This window comes from Sporosarcina ureilytica (genome assembly GCF_001753205.1).
Lineage (GTDB): Bacteria > Bacillota > Bacilli > Bacillales_A > Planococcaceae > Sporosarcina > Sporosarcina ureilytica.
Genome location: NZ_CP017560.1, coordinates 1,960,278 through 1,977,580 on the forward strand (window position 1 = coordinate 1,960,278; position 17,303 = coordinate 1,977,580).

At 38.8% G+C, this 17,303-nt stretch carries 16 protein-coding genes; 4 read left to right on the plus strand and 12 right to left on the minus strand.

Annotated features, from left to right (window positions below):
* Positions 1 to 22: 22 nt before the first annotated feature.
* Both BI350_RS09655 and BI350_RS09660 read right to left on the minus strand, forming a co-directional pair.
* Positions 23 to 700 carry a lytic transglycosylase domain-containing protein gene (locus tag BI350_RS09655; protein ID WP_075527911.1) on the minus strand — a complete coding sequence of 226 codons (678 nt, stop codon included), beginning with the start codon at positions 698 to 700 and terminating at the stop codon, positions 23 to 25.
* 31 nt (positions 701 to 731) lie between these two features.
* Positions 732 to 1,325: an SCO family protein gene (locus BI350_RS09660; protein WP_075527912.1), complete on the minus strand. Its 594-nt coding sequence runs from the start codon at positions 1,323 to 1,325 to the stop codon at positions 732 to 734.
* Positions 1,326 to 1,567: 242 nt separating this feature from the next.
* Between BI350_RS09660 and BI350_RS09665 the strand changes: the two genes are divergently transcribed.
* Positions 1,568 to 2,008: a DUF2621 family protein gene (locus tag BI350_RS09665; RefSeq protein ID WP_075527913.1), complete on the plus strand. Its 441-nt coding sequence runs from the start codon at positions 1,568 to 1,570 to the stop codon at positions 2,006 to 2,008.
* 151 nt (positions 2,009 to 2,159) lie between these two features.
* Here BI350_RS09665 and BI350_RS09670 read toward each other — a convergent pair whose 3' ends face one another.
* From BI350_RS09670 to BI350_RS09695, 5 genes are all read right to left on the minus strand, one after another.
* Positions 2,160 to 2,600: a CcdC family protein gene (locus BI350_RS09670; RefSeq protein ID WP_245698336.1), complete on the minus strand. Its 441-nt coding sequence runs from the start codon at positions 2,598 to 2,600 to the stop codon at positions 2,160 to 2,162.
* Between the two features lie 52 nt (positions 2,601 to 2,652).
* Entirely contained in the window at positions 2,653 to 2,982 is a 330-nt protein-coding gene (locus BI350_RS09675) for a thioredoxin family protein (protein WP_075527915.1), read from the minus strand.
* Between the two features lie 76 nt (positions 2,983 to 3,058).
* Positions 3,059 to 3,769, minus strand: coding sequence for a cytochrome c biogenesis CcdA family protein (locus BI350_RS09680; protein ID WP_075527916.1), 711 nt, complete (start codon positions 3,767 to 3,769; stop codon positions 3,059 to 3,061).
* Between the two features lie 886 nt (positions 3,770 to 4,655).
* Entirely contained in the window at positions 4,656 to 6,443 is a 1,788-nt protein-coding gene (locus tag BI350_RS09690) for an ABC transporter ATP-binding protein (protein ID WP_075527918.1), read from the minus strand.
* Positions 6,440 to 8,197 carry an ABC transporter ATP-binding protein gene (locus BI350_RS09695; protein WP_075527919.1) on the minus strand — a complete coding sequence of 586 codons (1,758 nt, stop codon included), beginning with the start codon at positions 8,195 to 8,197 and terminating at the stop codon, positions 6,440 to 6,442. The genes BI350_RS09690 and BI350_RS09695 overlap by 4 nt, the downstream gene beginning before the upstream one ends.
* A gap of 191 nt (positions 8,198 to 8,388) precedes the next feature.
* On the opposite strand from BI350_RS09695, the gene ilvA reads away from it, so the two are divergent.
* Positions 8,389 to 9,657 carry a threonine ammonia-lyase IlvA gene (gene ilvA / locus BI350_RS09700; RefSeq protein WP_075527920.1) on the plus strand — a complete coding sequence of 423 codons (1,269 nt, stop codon included), beginning with the start codon at positions 8,389 to 8,391 and terminating at the stop codon, positions 9,655 to 9,657.
* Positions 9,658 to 9,729: 72 nt separating this feature from the next.
* Here ilvA and BI350_RS09705 read toward each other — a convergent pair whose 3' ends face one another.
* Positions 9,730 to 10,977 carry a Y-family DNA polymerase gene (locus tag BI350_RS09705; protein WP_075527921.1) on the minus strand — a complete coding sequence of 416 codons (1,248 nt, stop codon included), beginning with the start codon at positions 10,975 to 10,977 and terminating at the stop codon, positions 9,730 to 9,732.
* A gap of 298 nt (positions 10,978 to 11,275) precedes the next feature.
* Here BI350_RS09705 and BI350_RS09710 point away from each other — a divergent pair, with 298 nt between their 5' ends.
* Positions 11,276 to 12,256, plus strand: a complete 981-nt coding sequence (locus BI350_RS09710) for an NAD(P)H-dependent flavin oxidoreductase (protein ID WP_075527922.1) — start codon at positions 11,276 to 11,278, stop codon at positions 12,254 to 12,256.
* An 88-nt stretch (positions 12,257 to 12,344) separates the two neighbouring features.
* Here BI350_RS09710 and BI350_RS09715 read toward each other — a convergent pair whose 3' ends face one another.
* The 4 genes from BI350_RS09715 to BI350_RS09730 form a co-directional block, all read right to left on the minus strand.
* On the minus strand, positions 12,345 to 13,094 hold the full coding sequence (locus BI350_RS09715; protein WP_075527923.1) for a DUF4097 family beta strand repeat-containing protein: 750 nt from the start codon (positions 13,092 to 13,094) through the stop codon (positions 12,345 to 12,347).
* An 80-nt stretch (positions 13,095 to 13,174) separates the two neighbouring features.
* Entirely contained in the window at positions 13,175 to 14,086 is a 912-nt protein-coding gene (locus tag BI350_RS09720) for a DUF4349 domain-containing protein (RefSeq protein WP_425423227.1), read from the minus strand.
* Positions 14,087 to 14,146: 60 nt separating this feature from the next.
* Positions 14,147 to 14,902: an SDR family NAD(P)-dependent oxidoreductase gene (locus BI350_RS09725; protein ID WP_075527925.1), complete on the minus strand. Its 756-nt coding sequence runs from the start codon at positions 14,900 to 14,902 to the stop codon at positions 14,147 to 14,149.
* Complete coding sequence (locus BI350_RS09730; RefSeq protein ID WP_075527926.1) at positions 14,889 to 15,833, minus strand: MBL fold metallo-hydrolase; 945 nt, start codon at positions 15,831 to 15,833, stop codon at positions 14,889 to 14,891. The genes BI350_RS09725 and BI350_RS09730 overlap by 14 nt, the downstream gene beginning before the upstream one ends.
* A gap of 555 nt (positions 15,834 to 16,388) precedes the next feature.
* On the opposite strand from BI350_RS09730, the gene proC reads away from it, so the two are divergent.
* Positions 16,389 to 17,213 (plus strand): pyrroline-5-carboxylate reductase, encoded by an 825-nt coding sequence (proC, locus tag BI350_RS09735; RefSeq protein ID WP_075527927.1) that lies wholly within the window; start codon positions 16,389 to 16,391, stop codon positions 17,211 to 17,213.
* Positions 17,214 to 17,303 lie beyond the last annotated feature (90 nt).

The following is a 17,303-nucleotide window of genomic DNA, read 5'->3' on the forward strand; positions in this document are numbered from 1 at the left end:
CATCCTTTATTAATAACTGAAATTAACTTCCAAAGTAAGACGCTTCTATCGTTTCACGTGATTCTTCAAACTTATTGTAAAACCATAGGACATCTTGTACATATTTTTCACTTCGATTATAATCAAAAATCGCTTTTTCAATTTCGTTATTGGCAGCGCCACTCTTTGCTAAATAATTCGCTGCACTATAGATAGCATCTTCTATATCATAAGGGTCTGCTATCCCATCTCCATTTGCATCTACCCCGTAGCCGCCGTGCCGTTCAATCACTTCTGGGTTTGTTTTATCATCTTCAGGAATATTCCCTTTACCGAGCCCACCACAACCTGGATAACTCCATCCAACAAAAGTACAAGGCATAAACTGCATATGTCCTTCAGCACCAGCCGGTGATAGCAGAGGGTCCATTGTCGAAAACTTTGTTTCAATTCGATGATGTGCAGCCAATAACGTCCAAGGAACGTTATACGTTTCTGCTGCCTCTATATAAATAGGAATATATTCTTCAGGTATTTTCATATCACTATGACGGTCTTGCAAATCTAATAATGAATTTGCCGATTTTTTTAGGAGATCAGGGTGATTAATGCTTGTCCAGACGATAGCAGATAAAGTGAATACAGTTACAGCAACCGGGATGAACAAAACGATAAGTAGTGCCTTTGTCTTCAGCGACAATCCGTTTCTAGTTTTCTTCATCCTTTTCCTCCTAACTTACAAGTGAAAATGTTTAAGCCCCTTGCTTAATTAACGCTTTCATATCTTTTACAATGTCCTCATATTGAACATCCATACTTCCATTATACATTTTTACGACGATTCCGTCACGATTAACTAAATAAAAGTTTACACCATGCGTGACTTGGTTAGAATTTGGATCTGGTGCAACAATTGTTGCAAATGATTTCTTAGCAATTTCCGCAATAGTATCTTGTCTGTAACCCGTTAACATTTCCCATTTCGACTCATCAGCCGGCTCAAATATATCTAAGTATTCTTGTAACACTTCAGGTGAATCGACTGCGGGATCTACTGTAAATGAAACGATTTTATAATCTTCAACATTTTCTTTAACAAGTTCATCTTGAAGTTTAGTCATATTGACCATCATTGGTCCGCATACAGTTGCACAATTTGTAAAGACAAACTGCCCTAACCAAACTTGTCCTTTTAAATCATCCAGCGATACCTCTTCGTGATGTTGATTGGTAAAAGTAAATGGCTCGATTTTTAATTTATAATCGGCTTTAAATCCATTACTTGAACAAGCTGTTAACAAAAGTACAAATATGAGTACAAAAGGCACTCTAAAAATATTGCGCATTAACTTCTCCCTCACTAATAAATGATCATGATGCCTCTATCATAACGTAACGTCCCCTACCAAACAAGCAAAGGACCGTGGGTGATATGACAAAGTGTCAACAAAAACGTGAAGCTTCCGATATGCTTAACATCTCCCTTTCACTCTTGATATAGAACGAAAAAATGAAAAAGGAAACATTGTCCGTGAATTATTTCAATTTTTCTCTTATAATGTTAACTAGTATAGAAGAGGTGAATTGAATGCTTGACGGTTGGTTTCTTTGGTTTATCTTATTTTGGGTCGTTGTACTCGTAGGTCTATTCGCAATTGGTGGCTTCTTTATGTTTCGCAAGTTTTTGAAATTGTTTCCGAAAGAAGACGGGAAATCAATCATTGACTGGGAAGAATACTATGTAAATGAATCACTGCATCTTTGGGACGACAAAGCAAAGGCGTTATTAGAAGAACTATGTAGTCCAGTTCCGGAATTATTTCGACCTGTTGCCAAACAAAAAATAGGTGCAAAGATTGGACAGCTAGCACTCGAGGAAAAATTAAAAAAGGTAGACTTAGATGTAATCATTCGTGGATATATCATTGCAACGCCTAAACGTGACCATAGGTTTCTCCGCAAAAAGCTAGCGGAAATGGAAATAGATGTCACACCATATGAGGAGTTCTTTTTACTAAGTGCGAAATAAATAATATTTAGCGCGATATAGCTTCTCAAAATCGATAAACTCCAACGCTGGTAGATTGCGTTGGAGTTTTTTGTCTAACATATTACTAGTTGCCTATAAGACAAAAAAGAGTGTCTAGCGTATTGTTTATGACGCTAGGACAACTCTTTTTTTAAATCGAGAATGTATTTTCAAGTTTTTTAAATTTAATAAGCATGGCAAGTCGCCAAGGAACAATCATTCCAAACGCTAGAATCCAAAACATCCCGCCAAGTTCGCCGACGTCTACTGTATTACTTAACACTAATTTTCCTATTAAACGAATAAGCAATAATCCAAAAAGGATAAATACAAATGCTTTAGATCTTTTAATGAATATATCTTCGTTTCGAACTTCAAAGTTTGTCGTTTTAATTAATATTAGTGAAAACAATATCCCAACCATAAGTGCTTCAATAATTTGTAACGGCGCTACACGAAATTCTTCAAAAATAAACATCAGTGCACCCGTCGACATAAAAACAGGCGGTAATATAATTTTCTTCACTGATACAGGTTGTTTGGCCGATTTAGAACGTACAATGATTGCTAAGATTCCCATAAAAAGTGCCATTACAGTCGATCCAATAATTAAGTAAAATGGAGGGATTGATGCAAATAGTGCTTCAATCACGCTGTTCCCTCCCATCTATTAATTCTTGCATTCTGTATTTTAAATCTTCCATTGGAACAAACCGTGCAAATCGTGCATATTCTTTTTCCTTATAATATAAGAGAACAACAGGGGCAGTGAACAATGATAGTTGACCGGCCATTTCAGGTACATCCGATATATTTAGGACATAAAAAGGCAATGCATCACTTTCTTTTAATGCTTTCACCTGCGGAAATAGTCCTTCACAAACTGAACAATGATTTGTTTTTACGAATAATAATAAACTGTCGTGCTTTTTTATAGCGATTTGCCATTCTTCATATGACTGAATTGTCTTCATTTAGCTTCCTCCCAAATGGCAGTTACCCACGTTTTATCATATGTTTTGCCTCAGTATAACTACTGGGCCCTTTTTATCAAAAACCTTGGAAATCCCCAAAGAATGGGCTTAGCCAGTTAATGATATACGTCATCCCGTCAAAGAATAGTAGAATCCCAAAGGCAATCATAATATATCCGCCGAATTTCATAATTGGGCCACTGTATTTACGGATAGCACCAATTTTGGTTACAAAAAATGACAGGGTGAAAAATGGAATCGCAAACCCTAAAACATATGCGATCATATAATACATCCCAGAACCTGGATTGGTTCCTGCTAATCCGATAATCGCACCGATAATTGGACCTGAACAAGGCGTCCAACCTGCAGCAAAGGCAAGCCCAATTAACAATGTCCCTACATAGCCACTTGGTCTATTTTTAAATTGCAGTTTACGATCTTTCATTAGGAACTCTGGTGTAAATAATCCGATAATCATAAGTCCAAAGATCACAATAAAAATCGCACCGATTTGTCTTAAAATGACAATGTTTTCTTGGAAAAACGTACCGAGAAACGTAGACCCGAATCCCATTGCGATAAAAATAAGTGAAAAACCTATTAAAAAGAAAAGGGTATGTAACATCCCTCTACTGGTCATTCGCTTGGAGTCGGATTGTAAATCATCGAGCGACATGCCCGTTATGTATGAAAGAAACGCCGGATATAACGGCAATGTACAAGGCGAAATGAAGCTTAAAAAGCCGGCTCCAAATGCAAAAAACATATTCAAATCAGTTCCCATCATCTCGTCTCCTTTACTACAATACTTCTTTCATCGTATCAAAAGAAACCCCATATTACGCTTATTTTGACTGTGAAAGGTTTGTGAACAATAATAAAAAGCGGAAAGCACAGCTTAGATGCGACAGGCATAAGGTCAGTCAACGAAGTGGCGGGGTTTGCCACGTAGTTGAATTGACTTATGACCCGAGCATCTGGTGCTTGCAGCTGGATTGAATAAAAAGCGGAAAGCACCGATCAGATGCGACAGGCTTTTAAATCTGCCAAAATAGCTTGCTAACTATTCCGTTCGTTTTACACAAACATTTAATTAAAAGTATGTTTTTAAAAATAACAGACAAAATATAATTGATACAATGTAAAAGTCTAAGTCAAATAGGTGACGTTATGAAGAAAATCATACTATTTAAGTGTATTTTGTTTTGTATAATGAATTTAAATATTAAAGCCGAGTCAACGGATCTTCCCTATCTAAAACCTAGATGCCCCACTACCGATGCGTTAATCCAAACAACAAGTAAGGATAAAGCGGAACTTTCACGAAAACTAAATGAATTAATCCCAGACGCCTATCCATATGATATATACAGTGAATGGGAAGTACAGGAAGCGATACCTTTACGCTCATTGATTGGAGTCCCATACGATGAGGCCTATTTTAAGATGGCTCAAAGGCTATGCAATAACAGGGTGGCCGATAACTCTTGGTTAATTAAAGTTCAATTTCCCAAGTTATTATCGTCTGCGAGCGCTTCCTCAGGGATTATGTTTGTAATTAAAGATAAACATAATGGTTGGTATGTTTGGTATACGTATCGATAAAGTGAAAAAGAAAATCACTCTTTTATAAAGAGTGATTTTCTTATAACTAGGAGTTAAATAAATAATTACCCCGCATTCTCCGCCGAACTATTTTGTAACTCATACATCATATGGTATAACCCTTTTTGTGCTAACAGCTCTTGATGCGTGCCACGTTCAACAATCTCACCTTTATGTAAAACTAAGATGAGTTCAGCATCTTGAATTGTACTTAATCGGTGTGCAATGGCAATCGTTGTCCGGCCTTTACGCATTTTTTCTAAGCTTGCCTGAATGGCAACTTCCGTTTCTGTATCAATATTTGCTGTCGCCTCATCCAATACAAGTATTTTAGGATTCGTTGCCATCGTTCGCGCAAATGCGATTAATTGACGTTGACCACTTGAAAATGTTGCGCCACGTTCTGTAACCTTTTGTGAATATTTATCTGGTAGTTTTTCAATAAAATCATTTGCGCTTACAAATTCTGCCGCACCTCTCACCTGTTCTTCCGCCATTTCTTTATCGTGTAAACGAATATTACTTTCAATATCTCCGTAAAACATAAATGGATCTTGTAGGACAAGGCCCATCTTTTCACGTAATTCATCTGGGGGATATTCTTTCAAAGAAATACCGTCAACTAAAATTTCTCCTCGCTCAAATTCGTAAAAACGCATGAGCAAATTGATAATTGAGCTTTTTCCACTTCCCGTATGCCCAACGAGTGCAACCGTTTCGCCCGCATTTGCTGTAAAGGAAATGTTTTTTAAGACGTCCGTTTGTCCATCATACGAAAATGACACATCGCGAAATTCGATTTTTCCTTCGCCGACTTTTGCATGTTCAACTACCTTTTGTTCAGGTTCCATATTCGTGTCGTCCATTAACTTAAATACCCGAGACGCAGACACGAGCGCTTGTTGGAAAATTGATAAACGCTGCATGACTTGTTGTACGGGTTGGAATAAACGTCCAAGTAACGTTGTGAACGCGTAAAGAACTCCGACTTCCACTGAAGTTTCTAATGAGAGAAATCCAAAATACCCAAGGGCGAAAATAATGGCACCTGTATAGAGCAAATCGATTGCTGGACTGAGTAAAATACCATCAAATTTGATATTACGCATTCCTGCCCGATAATGCTTTTCATTGATCTCATCGAATTCAAGTTCTAGTCTTTCCTCTTGCCTAAACGCTTGTATCATCCCCATACCAGACAGGGATTCAGCAATTTTGGCATTTAATTGACTCAGCCGTTCTCGAATATCTTGATAAAAATCCGCACTATAATGCCTGTATACCGAAACAATAAGTAAGAACAATGGCAGAAGCAACAATGAAATAAAGGTTAATTTCACATCTAATGAAAATAGAGCAATATAAACACCGATTAAAACAAAGACAGCCTGAAGAAATGTCACAATCACACTCACAAACATATCTTTAATGGATTCGGTATCATTTGTCACCCGTGACACGATACTGCCTGCTGGTGTTTGGTCAAAATAAGTCATGCCAAGACCTTGCACTTTGGAAAACACATCAATTCTCATTTGCTGAATAATCTTCAAAGCAATGTCATGAAAACGAATTAACTGAAAGTAAGATACGATGACAATAAATAATTGTATACCAATATAGGTTGCAGCAATGACTATAACTTCTTGTTTTGGAAAATTCATCTGTGTCAAATTGTTATCTATAAACCTTTGAATGATTAAAGGACCAACAATTGTACCCGTAATCGTTAAAGAGAGTAAGATGAGGGCAATGACAATACTGCCTTTATGAGGGACTGTATAACGCAATAATCTTTTTAAAACAATCCACTGATCTTTTGCTGTTAATTTAGGCTGTTTTTCCGAATTCATTGCTCCTCACCTCCCTGTTCGACCATTACTTCAAGTTGCTGTAAGTCGTACATCTCTTTATATTTACCGTCCATTTCCAGCAACTCTTCATGCGTTCCAGCTTCCGCTACGGTTCCTTCATGCATGACAATAATTTTATGCGCATGTTGAATTGCACTTAACCGGTGAGACGTTATAATGGTTGTTTCATCTGTACGCGCTTGTTTTAATGCTTCCAAAATAGCTTCCTCTGTTCTTGCATCTACAGCGGAGAGTGAATCATCTAAGATTAATAGTTCCGGATTCATAATCAATGCACGCGCAATGGAAACTCTTTGTTGCTGACCGCCTGATAATGAAACGCCCCGTTCCCCTACGATTGTGTTATATCCTTCTGTAAATCCGAGAATATCTTCATGGATTTGCGCAAGCTCGGCAGCTTCATAAATTTTTTCTTTTGCAATTTTAGGATTCGTAAAAGCTATATTTTCCGCAATCGTTGTGGAAAATAAGAAATGATCTTGTGGCACATAACCAATAGACGCACGTAAACTTTGTTGTTTATATTGATGAATGGAATGGCCTCCGTACTGAATACTCCCTTTATATCCTTCAAATTCACGAAGTAATAACTTCAAAATGGCTGTCTTCCCTGAACCCGTTCTTCCCACAATGCCTAACGTTTCACCTTTCTTTAAAGTGAAATGAACATTTTCAAGAGCAGGCGCATCGTCTCCAGGGAATTTGAATTCTTTTACATCGAATTCCAAATCTCCTTTTGGCCGTTCATTAATTGCACCTGGTAAGTCTTTAATTTCAGGCGTAATGGATAGTAGCTCCGTGATTCTGCTGTAAGAGGCATTTCCGCGCTCAACGATATTAAATAGAAATCCAAATGCCAACATTGGCCAAACCAGCAGCCCGAGATAAGTACTAAAGGCAACCATATCACCTATGGACATGTCGCCCGCAATGATATATTTCGTTCCGAAGAAAAACGATAAAATATAAGATACTGCAAATATGCCCGTAATGGTCGGATCAAATAATGCATCTATTTTAGCAACCCGCATATTTTTAGCAACAACATCTGTAGATAAATCAGTAAAATCTTCAATGTCTTCTTTTTGCTGCCCAAATGTTTTAATCACTTTAATACCCGTAATACTTTCCTGCGTTTTATCATTCAAATTCGAAAAGGCTTCTTGGGCGAAACGGAATCTTTGTCTTAATAAACGCCCATAGTAACTCGTTAAAAAAATCATAAATGGCAACGGAATAAGCGCGATTAGCGTCAGTTTCCAATTGATCGTGAGGGCCATCGTTAAAATAACAAATCCCCCTGTTGCAATCGAGTCCACTAATGTTAATACACCCATTCCAGCTGTTTGCTGAACCGCATTGATGTCGTTCGTTGCGTGTGCCATTAAGTCTCCGACACGTCTTTTTTGATAAAAAGAAGGTGACATCCGTGTAAAATGATTAAACAGCTTTTCACGCATCGTACGCGACAATAGCACAGCCGACCCAAATATCATCACCCGCCAATAAAAGCGTGCGATATACATAAGAATTCCCGCGACACCTAAAATGATTAGCCACTTTGTAAGCCCGGAAGCTGTCAATGAGCTCCTCGTAATATCATCTACTATAATTCCAATAATTTTTGGCGGTAGTAATTGTAAAAGAGATACAAGAACAAGTGCGCCTATTCCAACTATGTATTGCTTTTTTTGTTGTTTGAAAAACCAACTTAACTGCAGTAATACCTTCACATAACTCCCCCTACTTTTCCTGAAAAATTGAACCTATAATATAGTTTAGCAAATGTCGGAACAATATGAAATTATCCGGTTTTTTAAATACTTTCGCACTCAATTTTATATTGTTTTTTGTGAATATTTACACAAGGCGTTGTTTTATGTTACAATTATAAAATCTTTATGAATTGACGGAGGGAATAAACATGACAACTAAAGAAACGGAAGTTGATACGTTACATGTTGAAGATATTTTAAAAGCGTATCATCTGTTAAAAGATGTAGTAACACATACACCTTTACAAAGAAATGAACAGCTTTCTGAAAAGTACGCGTGTGACGTCTATATAAAAAGAGAAGACTTGCAATATGTGAGGTCTTTTAAATTACGCGGGGCTTACTACAAAATTAAAAAAGTCGAAAAAGCAGCCCGTGAAAAAGGAATTGTTTGCGCGAGTGCTGGCAACCATGCCCAAGGTGTTGCTTATTCCTGTGCGCAATTAGGGATTCATGGAACAATCTTCATGCCGCAAACGACACCAAAACAAAAAGTAAATCAAGTGAAAATGTTCGGGCGTAATTATATAGAGATTGTGTTGATTGGCGATACTTTCGATGATTCATTTACCTCCGCCATGGCATTTGCAACGACTGAAGATAAAATGTTTATTCATCCTTTCGATGACACAGATATTATCGCTGGACAAGGAACGGTGGCGGTTGAAGTGATGAACGACATTGAGAAGCCAATTGATTATGTATTTTCAAGTATCGGCGGAGGCGGACTCATGGCGGGGCTAAGTACATACATCAAAAATGTTTCGCCAATGACACAGATGATTGGGGTTGAACCTGCTGGCGCGGCAAGTATGAAAGCGGCTTTTGAGGCTGGAAGTGCGACACCTTTATCGTCTATTGATAAGTTTGTGGATGGTGCTGCCGTACAATGTGTTGGAAATCATACGTATGACATTTGCCAGAAGTATTTATCTGATATTGTGCCTGTGCCCGAAGGAAAAGTTTGTTCTACTATTTTAGATTTATATAATTTGCATGCCATCATCGCTGAACCCGCTGGTGCTTTACCAATCGCAGCACTCGACTTTTATAAAGATCAAATTAAAGGGAAATCGATTGTTTGTGTCATTAGCGGTGGGAATAATGATATTGGAAGAATGCAGGAAATCAAAGAGAAATCATTAATTTACGAAGGGTTACTTTATTATTTCATCGTTAATTTCCCGCAACGGGCCGGCGCTTTAAGACAGTTTTTGGATAATGTGCTAGGACCGGATGACGATATTACCACTTTTGAATATACGAAGAAAAACAACAAAGAAAGCGGTCCTGGACTCGTCGGCATCGAATTAAAATATAGCGAAGATTATGAAGGACTCATTGAACGGATGAATCAATCCGGGTTTTCCTATAAAGAAGTGAATAAAGACAGCACATTGTTTGATTTGCTCATTTAATGTGTTTTATTATCCCACTGTATGTCTATTGGCATATGGTGGTTTTTTATTTTAATCGCATTGCCCGCCTAGTCACCGAAAATGCCCCCCAATTAATTTAGATCTTTCCACCGCGGTGCCTGCCCTCGTATAAGAAACAGCGCGTAGTATCGCGGTAGAACCGTACTTACTCCTGAGCATATCCATCGTTTCGCCAAGTTTTCGATTGCGCCATTTATGCTCGTCAAATAAGCTTAGTTGCATGACATGTTCATCTTCCAATTTCGTTAAACTAATCGACAATCGACGAACTGGTCGCCCATCATGAAACTCCTCTAATAAATCCACACATACCTGATAGATTTTCATCGTATCGTTGGTTGCTTCAGCTATAGAACGTGACCGATTAAAACCACCACCAAATGCATTTTTAGAGTACTGGGCGGATAAATGGACCGTATACCCTACTTTTTTCGCTTTTCTCGCCCGCATCGCCACATCTTCACACATCTCAAGAATAACGACTAAAATATCTTCACGCTTCACGTAGTCTCTAAAAAGCATTTGGCCTTTTCCAAAACTAATTTGTTCTTCAAGAAGTAGAGGACCCATATCTGATAAATCGATGCCGTGTGCATGATAATAAAGTTGGTTCCCCATTACACCAAATTTCTTTTCTAGTTTTTCAAGGGAGGTATTTGCTAAGTCACCTACGGAAAAAATCCCCATATGATTTAACGTTCGTTCTAGTCGACTGCCAATTCCCCACATTCGACTTAACGGCGCGACAGGCCAAAGTTTTCCAGGAACATCTTCATATGTCCATTCGGCAATGCCTACTTTTTTTGCTTCCAGATCAAGCGCTAACTTTGATAGGAGAAGATTCGGCCCGATGCCAAATGCAGCATTTAATTGAAATTGACGAACAAGATCATCTCGAATACGACGTACCGTCTCTTTTGGTGGCCCCCATAATCTTTCTGTTCCATCAAGGTCAATAAAACTTTCGTCAATGCTATACGTATGGATGGCTTCTTTCGGTACGTATTGATTCAGAAGACGCGTAATTTCCATCGATACATCGATAAAAAACTGCATTTTCGGCTCAATTAAACGAATCGATGGGTCGTCCGGGATTTCAAATAGCCGATTACCTGTTTGAATGCCGAACTTTTCTTTAAGTGGCGGCGAGGCGGCGAGAACAACTCCCCCTTTCCGGTTCTTATCACCAATAATGGCAATAGGCGTTTCCATGACATCGAGTCCTTCTAGTACCGCAGCACAACTTGCATAAAAACTTCTCATATCAATGCAAACAATATTTCGCTTTGGTAAATTCATGATTAACCCCCTTCAGGAACAAGTGTTCTTAACTTAAGTATAATACATAAGTATTCATTTATTCAATCGGAAGTTTTTTACAGTGATTTGTAGCATCACACGACCATTTGTAGAATACCTAAAAATCACATGCATACAAATTACTTATATACAAATCTCTTTATCTGTGCTATATTCCAACTAGTTAGTATATTTAGATAGCAATTGAGGAGGTGCTCAGAAAAGTTAGACGTAAAGTTCTTTAATAATAGAAGAAGGCATAACGAAAATGCAGATAAATTGAATGGAGGATCAATACATGTCAAAAATCCCATCACCACTTCAACATTTACGCATCCCTGTCATTGCTGCACCTATGTTTATCATTAGCAATCCGAAGCTCGTCATAGAACAATGTAAAGCAGGAATTATTGGTTCAATGCCTGCACTGAATGCACGACCTGCCGCCCAACTAGATGAATGGTTGGCGGAGATCACCGAGGAACTGGCAACTTATAACGCAAAAAATCCAGATTGCCCGGCAGCACCATTCGCGATTAATCAAATTGTCCATAGATCCAATGAACGATTAGAACAGGATATGGAATTATGTGTGAAATATAAAGTTCCGATTATTATTTCTTCGTTAGGTGCTCGTGAAGAAATATTCGACGCTGCACATAGCTATGGCGGGATTGTGTTTCATGATGTGATTAATAATACTTTTGCCCATAAAGCAGTTGAAAAGGGTGCCGATGGTTTAGTTGCAGTTGCAGCTGGAGCTGGCGGACATGCCGGTGTAAAAAGTCCATTTGCTTTCGTTCAAGAAATCCGTGAGTGGTTCGACGGTCCACTTGCTCTGTCTGGATCAATCGCTACGGGAGATTCAATTTTAGCCGCCCAGGCGATGGGCGCTGATTTTGCTTATATCGGTTCCCCGTTTATTGCGACGGATGAAGCCCGTGCTTCTGAAGCGTATAAACAGGCAATCGTTGACTGTACGTCTGATGATATTGTGTATAGCAATCTATTTACAGGCGTCCATGGAAATTATTTGAAGCCATCTATTCAAGCTGCTGGATTAGATCCAGACAATTTACCTGAAAGCGATCCATCTAAAATGAATTTTGGTGAAGATGGTGCTAAAGCATGGAAAGATATTTGGGGCAGTGGTCAAGGGATTGGTGCAATTAAAGCCGTGACAAGTACAGCCAAATATGTCGATAAGTTGGATAAAGAATATTCGGAAGCGAGAGAGAGGCTTTATCGTAATAGTAGAGTAAGCGGGATTCATATATAACTTTCCTATACAAAGTGCCGCCCAGTAGTTAGACCTGCGCGGCTTTTTTAGTTCTGTTTAACAATTTTACTTAGAACATCACAATGATTCACCCATCTACTAGGAGAACAGAGATATTCCCGACTTCAACTGTTAATTTCAGTAGCGGACCATCTATCCCGATAGACCCTTCTTCTGCATTTGGTAAATTAATCGTTGTATTCCCAACGCTATTATGAATGTCTGATTGAAGAGCTAACGGGACTTCTTTCATTTTCACGATAACATTACCTACCCTTGAAGTTGCAGATATGTTTTCCGTAATCGTAGGCAGTTCAATTGTATTATCTCCTACTTCGGTTGCGCTATTTAGCGAGCCAGCTACATTTCTCAACGTAATATTGCCGACACCTGTCGTAACGAAAGAGTTGCTAACTGCAATTGCCTCAATATAAACGTTCGCAACATCCGCTTCCACATAGAGTTGTTCGTATTGTTTGGCAGGTAGTTCGATTAACACGGTGTAGCTCCCCGGTGATTTTTGAAAAGGGAGCCACTTCGTTTTTGTTTTCGCACGAACCGTAAGTTCATCGTGCTTTTCTTTCACGATTAGCTTGTAATTTTTTGTAGGTTTCTCAGCTGTTTTACCTTCCAAATGCACACGTATATCGTCTCCATCATGCGGAGCGATTTGAATATCTCCAATATCAGTCGTGATATGAATATTGACAATTTCATCTCCAGGTATAGACTTACTTAAACTTCCATGCCCTCCTCGAAATAGAAAAAGGAGAACATTGATTAGAAGTACAATCCCAATGAACAGAATTGCTACTCGCATGATGTCCTGACGCCTCAATCTAGTATCCCCTTTTGATAAATTTGTTTGTTGTCAATTAGTCTATTCGTAAAAAGGTAGGGATTATCACTCTTTACGGTTTATTTCCGACGAATGAAGAAATAAACACCACTTATAATCACTAGTAAAAGTAAAAGTATCGGGAAATTCCCAACGAAAAAGACAACAAGGCTAGAGGCAAACGCAAGCAAATAGTTGATACTTGTAGTAAATTGTTTTTTCGTTTTCTCCCATGTATCGAGCCCTTTACGATCAATATCTGGAATAACAATACGATTTTCAAATAGATGAATTTCTACTGTTGAAAGTGCTGTTTGGTTTTCCAGGTACTTCATTTTCCCAACAATCACTTCAATTTCTTCTTGAACGACCGCTAAGTCAGATGAAATTTTTAATAAGTCCTCTGTTTTCTCAGCCTGTTCCATAAAGGTGAGCAGCCTTTCTTCTAAAACGCGCTTCGATTTTAACCTAGCTTCTAAATCGACGTAATGTTCCGTGACATCTTCTCCTGTTACATTCCGCTGAATGATATCCGTTGCTTCTCCTTCTGCATCTGTTAAAAACGATTGAAAATGCTTTTCGGGAATTCTTAGCATCATATTACCGCTAATTGTTTTATCTTCCTCGTGATACACATTCGACTCAACGATATAGCCGTTATATTTCGCAACTTTCTTTTCAATATTCAGCTGCGCCTTTTCAAAATCCGCAACTTGGAATTGTAAAAAAGCTCTATGAATGATCATTCTAACTGTCGGGATATCATCTGCGCTGTGATGTATTCCCTCACTAGCATCTTCGCTTTCTTCAACATATTCTTCAGACTCATAGGCCGCAGAATCCCTTTCTACTGCCATGTCATTTGACCAAACTTCAGAATCACTTGATTCAACCATATCTTTCTTAGACTCAGATGCACTGCAAGCAGTTATAAACAGAAAAACACTTATCAATAGTAACAATAAAAACCGATGTTTTTTCAATGTCAACACCCCTTTAGCTTTTCTTCGTATGTAAAGAGTAGACTGAAAAAAACGTAAATAGTTACAGTTTTAATCTTTTTTAAAAAAGAATTTACGCCCTACGCGTTCAATGAATGCTGGCATGAGCGCATATACCTTACTTGTAATCCCCATATACCATGGTAAATTAACTTCTCGCACTGGTTTTTCGATGACTTGCACAATTACATCGACGACAGTTTGGATGGTCAGCAAATGTCTACCCACTGATGTACGATATTTTCCTGAACCGTCAGCAAGGTCTAGAAATGGCGTATCTATCGGACCAGGATGAATGGTTGTTACGTACATATCGAATGGTGCAAGTTCCATTCGAAGTGCATTCGTATAACCGATAAGTGCATGTTTAGAAGCTGCATAAATGGAAGCTTTTGGGGTTGCTACCTTACCGGCCTGCGAACCTAGAAAGATAAAATGGCCTTTGTTTTGCGTCATCATGCGCGGAAGTAATCGGCGCGTCAATTGCATTGGAACAGCTACATTGACATCCATTGTACTTACAATCATGTCATCCGTCGCTTCGTAGGCATACGCAAAGGTCCCGACACCTGCCGAAAAAATAACAACATCCGGCGTGTCAATTGTAAGAAGTAGTTGGTCCATTTCCTCTCGATTCGTCAAATCTGCTGGAACTATTTTTGCGCCATCTGCTTGTAACTGTTTCAATGGCTCGATTGACCGACCTGTTGCCCAAACTCGATGCCCCTCTGAAAGCAGTCGTTCCGCAAGTGCATAACCAACACCACTTGTTGCACCTGTAATGAAAAACGTTTTAATTTTGTTCATAAATGAATACACCATGCGCATCTCGTGTTTCGAGTATGAAACCTTCGTCAAGTAAATAATCAATTTGCCCAATTGTTTCTGACAATGTTAAGCCTAATTCTTTTTCATAGACAGTAGGAAACAATTCTTGGGTTAACTCGAAAATCGTTCGTGGACCATCGGCTAACATGGCACGGACTTTCATCGCACGTTCACGTTGTTGCATAAGACGCTTTTCTATCAGCGAATGGATACCATGTACTTCTTCACCATGGCCTGCATAAATCGTTTCAATTGGTAATGTTAATAGCCTTTTTAAAGAAGCATTATATTGCAATAAGGAACGAGGTCGCTCGTCAGCTGGGTTTAATGGTGGTTCGATAAGTGGGTTTGACGAAACTTTTCCAAGTAAAAGATCGCCGCCAATCATCTCATGCGTTTTATCATTCCAAAATACAAGATGACTTTGTGCATGACCTAATGTTTCTAGTATAGTCCAACCAGGGTGCCCCGGAACTGCATCGCCCTCGTTAATCTTTTTATCTAATAATCTTTCGCCCATCATCGCAATAGGTCTTTTCATTTTAGGAACCCAACTTAAATATTGCTCTGGCACGCCTTCTTCAAGTAGGCGCTCGAGGTAAAATTGGTCATGATAGTTAAAAAAAGCTTCATCTCGCTTAAGCCATACGTTATTATACGGGTGACCAAGAATCTCCGCGTTGTCAAACGCATCTATCCAACCCGCATGATCGGGATGATGATGTGTTAAAAAAACTTGTTCAACATCATTGAATGTATATCCAGCTTCTTTTAACCCATATTTTAACGCTTCATATGCTTCAGGCGTTTTCGGCCCGGCGTCAAATAACGAAAGTGCATCCCCTTTTACCAAAAATGCATTCACATCACCGACCGCAAATGGTGTCGGAATCTCAATTTTATGTATCATCTAATCATCCTCTTTTCACATTAAGTTGACTCTCCCATTTCAATCTTTTCCAATCGAAAGTGAATCACTGTTCAGTATATTGTACAACTTTTCCATAACTGCGTCACCTCTTACTTTCAACTTAACAACAAAACCATTATTGTAATAAACGCATACATCGACCGTAATCTGTTGACGAATTTTCAAGACTGTGTAATAATCGGAATAATCGATGAATAAATAGGCGTTGACGAAGACTAGTAGAAGTCGTGATGGATAAAAGCAAATGTGGTCATCGGCTGAAAGCCACTATCCCACTCCCCCTTCGAACCTACTTCCGAGCTGCTACGGAAACATAGCCGTCACCATCGCGTTACAGATGGGATAAGTTGTACTGGAAAACCAGTAAATATAGGTGGTATCGCGGAAACATGCGTTTTCGTCCTGATTGTAGGGACGAAAGCGCATTTTTTACGTCTAGCTTTAGGTGTCAGATGCTCAAAGATATGCAGATTGTGCCTGTCATCTCTAAGCAGACACGAATTTCGTTTTTGTTTAGAAAAAAGGAGTGATCATATGAAAACAATTGTATTTGTAGGTGCGGGGTCAATGGCCGAGGCGATCATCGCAGGAATGGTTAAAAAAGAAGTGATTCATCCAGAAGGATTATTTGTGATGAATAAAGGAGACGATAAGAGGCTCTATTCTTTACAGCAAAAATATGGGATCTCTATCGTTTGTGAACAACGCGACGCGTTAAAAAAAGCAGACCTGGTCGTTCTTGCTACAAAACCGCAAGATATTCACCAAGCGATGATGGACATTTCACCTTTTTTAAATCAAACTTCTGCCGTTTTATCTGTTATTGCTGGTGTTTCAATAGACACAATTGAAAAAGGGTTAGGCGCAAGACCCATTGCAAGGGCAATGCCTAATACATCTGCTACCATTGGAAGATCGGCTACCGGAATTGCGTTAAACCATGCAGTTGACGCTTCATTAGAAACACAATTGCTTACCTTATTGAATGCAATTGGTCTCGTTCAACAAGTCGATGAACAAGACCTGCATACAGTAACCGCATTATCCGGAAGTGGTCCAGCTTACGTTTATTATTTAGTCGAGGCTTTTGAAGAGGCAGCGATTCAAAAAGGGTTATCGCCGGACATTGCACGTTCACTTATTATTCAAACACTTGAAGGTGCGACAGCTATGTTAAAAGAAACGAAAGAAGAACCAGCAACGCTCAGAGAAAATGTCACAAGTCCAAACGGAACAACTGCCGCAGGTCTGCAAGCATTAGCGGATGGTAATTTCAAAACGTTACTAGCCAAGTGTATCGACGAAGCAACTGAACGTTCAAAAGAACTTTCTTTAGCGGCTTGTAAAATGAAGCAATGACAATTTAATGGATTCCTTATAAAAGCATACTTTCTAATTTAACATGGTTACTTTGCTAAACTATACGTATATATCATAAATGGGGGTTAA